We start from the raw sequence: 3,369 nt of genomic DNA, 5'->3' as shown, positions 1-3,369 counted from the left end.
TGGCAGTGGCGTGGTAAATCGGGTCGAACATGAGCAATCCCTCGCGCAGAAAATGGGGCGCGCGAGACTTTGCAGGGGATCAGTCAGGAAAGAAGTCGGAGAAGTAGGCGATGACTGTAGGGAAAGTCTCTAAAAATGACTCACAAAACAACAGACCGGCCAAAACGCAAACGTGGCGTGAGGTTTCCCTCACGCCACGTTTGTACATCAGACACCGGCGGCGTTACTGGGCATTACCCCGAGCCGCCAACTCTTTCAGCTTGAGCTCAGCCAACGGATGTCCGGCCTTGGCGGCCATGCCCCACCAGCGAGCGGCTTCAACTGGATCCGGCGCCTTGCTCGGCGTTCCTGCCAGGCTGATCACCCCCACCTGATATGCCGCTTTGCCATCGCCCGCCAGTGCCGCCAGGCGCAGTAATCGCACGCCCTCTTCGCGAGCCCCAAGGCCGACACCGCGAAAGGTCAGGATGTGGCCATAGAAGCTCTGAGCGCCGACATCTCCCAGATTCGCCATGCGGGCGAACTGGCCTTCTAGCCAACTCCATCCCCGGGGCTGGCGCACAAACCATGACCAGTGAAACAACCGGCGGGCCAGCCAGTAACCGACCCGAGCCTTGAGCTTTAAAAACACTCAAGCCTCTGCCGATTCGGGGTATTCGTATTCGAACACTCGCACCACTTCCGAAGCGTGCCAGGACGCGGCGGCGACACCGTCAGACGGTCCGGAGAAACGCCCCAGACGCTCGACACACTCAAAGAAACCGGTGCGCGGCAGGCGGCTGGCTCCCTGGCTGATCACCAGCGAACTGCGCAGTGGCTGCTCGGCCTTGGCGTCCAGCGCGGCCAGATGTTCGAGCGCAGCGGTCAAGGTTTGCATGGCTGGTGTGGGTAATTGCAATCGCTCCAACAACGCGCGATACGTCAAAAGATGGCGCTGACGACGTGCCTGGTCCAACTCCCCCAATAATCCGTCCCAATGGTGACGACTGATGCGTACGCTCACGATTCATCCCTCCACCCTGGCACCGTCAATTCCCAGGCCAGGCTGCGGCGAATCGCAGCGTCGGGTTGACGCTCGCCACTTTCAATCAAGGCCAGATAAGACGGGCTGATGCCTACGGTGCGGGCCAGCGCCTCGATGGCGATGCCCTTCCCTTCGCGCAAACTGCGTAGTTGATCCAGACCCGGAAGAATCTGGTCTGGTGGTGGCGCCTGACGAACTGGCGTGTCGGGCGCCGGTTGCTGGTTAATGCCTGCGGCTTTCAGTAGAGCCTGGTACTGAGCCCACGGTAAAACTGCATACTCGGGCTCGCCTTCGCGTGTGATTATCTGAATATCCATGACTTCCCCGTAGGACAACGACACTTAGCGAGTCGGCACTTTTCCCTAGAAGTGTAATCCTAACAGCGGCCAAGGTCGCGCGGGGGTATGAATAAAGGAGATTCTCAATCGGTTCGGTTGTTTTTCGGGCCCTGTAGCTGAAGTTGTTGCGGGGTATCGGGCATACGCTCGACCACTGCCAACTTTTCCGGCACCTGACGTTTACGCCAGGCTCGGAAGGCATTGAGTTCGTCGTCGAGCACTTTCATCAGCCAGGCCAGCACGGCGATGTCGTCGAGCATGCCAAACAGAGGGAGGAAATCCGGAATCGCATCCACCGGACTGAGGAAGTACATCAGGCCGGCGACCACCGAAATCAGCGCCTTCGGGCTGATGGCACGGTACTCCCCGCGCCAGTAGGCCAGGCACAGTGCCTGCAACAAGCGCAGATCCTCTTTAACCTTGCCCAGGCGAAACCCCTGACTGGCACCTTTACTGGCTACGGCGAACAGCAGTGTCGGCAAGCGCCCGCGTGCGAGCAGCCGCCCGGCGAGTGGCAAGAATCGAGCGAAACTCCAGGGTGCGTTCATTATTCCTCCCACTGAAATGTTATCCACACAAATTGTGGATAACCTTGTGAACAGAGCTGCTTTTCACCGCTGAAAGCCCCGTTTCACAAGGGTCCAGCTCAGATCGGGCGTTTTTTACTCACATAAAAAAACCCAAGATTTCATTGACTTGGAACGCCGGCGCGGCTAGCACGGGGGTCCTCAATGGCTATGACTCCAGCGTACAGCAACCGTTCGCTTTGTTTAACTTCTCTGAATCCCGGATGCAACAACGCCTCGCATTGGCGAGGCGTTGTTATCAAAGCAGACGCTGATTACTTGGCGGCGGCGTCTTCTTTGGCTGGATCTTTGATCGCCAACAGTTCCAGGTCGAATACCAGCACCGAGTTGGCTGGAATAGCCGGGCTTGGGCTTTGAGCGCCGTAAGCCAGTTCGCTTGGGATGTACAGCTTGTACTTCTCACCCACGTGCATCAGTTGCAGGCCTTCGACCCAACCCGGAATCACACCGCTGACTGGCAGATCGATCGGGCTGCCGCGCTCGACGGAGCTGTCGAAAACGGTACCGTTGGTCAGCTTGCCGGTGTAGTGAACAGTCACTACGTCAGTCGGCTTTGGCTGTGCGCCTTCGGCTTTCTTTTCCACTTCATATTGCAGGCCCGAAGCGGTGGTCACTACGCCAGCTTTCTTGGCGTTGTCTTCGAGGAATTTCTTGCCGGCAGCTGCCGACTCTTCGCTCATCTTGGCCATACGCTCTTCAGCACGCTTTTGCAGTGCGGCGAAGGCTTCGACCAGCTCCTCGTCTTTAAGCTTCTGCTCTTTCTTGCCGACGGCATCTTCGATGCCCTGGGCTACGGCTTTGGAATCCAGGTCATCCATGCCTTCCTGAGCCAGGCTTTTGCCCATGTTCAGACCAATACCGTAGGAAGCTTTTTGCGCCGGAGTTTTCAGCTCTACGCTGGTCTGCGAATCACAACCCGCGAGTACCAAGCCAACCAGGGCCACCGCCGCCGCCAACCGATGCTGTTTCATGCTATTTCCTTGTTCATGCGCCTAAAGGGCAATCGAGTAAAGCCGCGAGCTTATCAGGCCGCCACGACCAATGGCTACCGGCATGAGAGCAGGATTCTAGTGATAAGTTCAGGTGTTTTAGCGCATTTCAGCATTGATGGCATGAAGGTTCTGTCATCTTCCACCTACAACAGTTGATCCCGGATCCCTTAGCAACTGGCGTAATGGCCACTTGCCGCACGTCAGAAAGGTCAACGAAGTCCATCGAAACATTTCCTGTTACCCGAAAGCAGCGTGCCTGTCAGGTACTACATGGATATATATAGCGCCTGGCGTGCCGAATTACCAAACGCCAGACAGCAAAAAGCCCGCATTAACAGACTGTGTGAAAACACGCTGAAGGCGATCCAAGCAAACGCCCCGACTTGTTCGGGGCGTTTGCTTTTGTGCAGGTAACAGGCGAAAAAAGG

Annotated in this window: 5 protein-coding genes; all 5 read right to left on the bottom strand. The window is 57.1% G+C overall.

The genetic code is table 11. The annotated features are described in order from the left end of the window. Positions 1-223: 223 nt before the first annotated feature. Positions 224-631, bottom strand: a complete 408-nt coding sequence (locus tag J2Y56_RS28265; RefSeq protein WP_007945208.1) for an SEL1-like repeat protein — start codon at positions 629-631, stop codon at positions 224-226. Beyond that, the gene (locus tag J2Y56_RS28260) at positions 632-1,003 is read right to left on the bottom strand and encodes a hypothetical protein (protein ID WP_007945207.1); all 372 of its coding nucleotides are present in this window, start codon (positions 1,001-1,003) and stop codon (positions 632-634) included. After that, a complete protein-coding gene (locus tag J2Y56_RS28255) occupies positions 1,000-1,341 on the bottom strand; it encodes a helix-turn-helix domain-containing protein (protein ID WP_007945206.1) in 342 nt (113 codons plus the stop codon). The genes J2Y56_RS28260 and J2Y56_RS28255 overlap by 4 nt, the downstream gene beginning before the upstream one ends. Positions 1,342-1,445: 104 nt before the next feature. Then, the gene (locus J2Y56_RS28250; RefSeq protein ID WP_007945205.1) at positions 1,446-1,910 is read right to left on the bottom strand and encodes a YkvA family protein; all 465 of its coding nucleotides are present in this window, start codon (positions 1,908-1,910) and stop codon (positions 1,446-1,448) included. Positions 1,911-2,203: 293 nt separating this feature from the next. Next, positions 2,204-2,920, bottom strand: coding sequence for an FKBP-type peptidyl-prolyl cis-trans isomerase (locus tag J2Y56_RS28245; protein ID WP_007945203.1), 717 nt, complete (start codon positions 2,918-2,920; stop codon positions 2,204-2,206). Between the last annotated feature and the right edge of the window lie 449 nt (positions 2,921-3,369).

The organism is Pseudomonas sp. BE134 (genome assembly GCF_031456105.1).
Classification (GTDB): Bacteria; Pseudomonadota; Gammaproteobacteria; order Pseudomonadales; family Pseudomonadaceae; genus Aquipseudomonas.
Note: the sequence above shows the minus strand (reverse complement) of the source record. Positions and strands in the feature narration are given on the sequence as shown.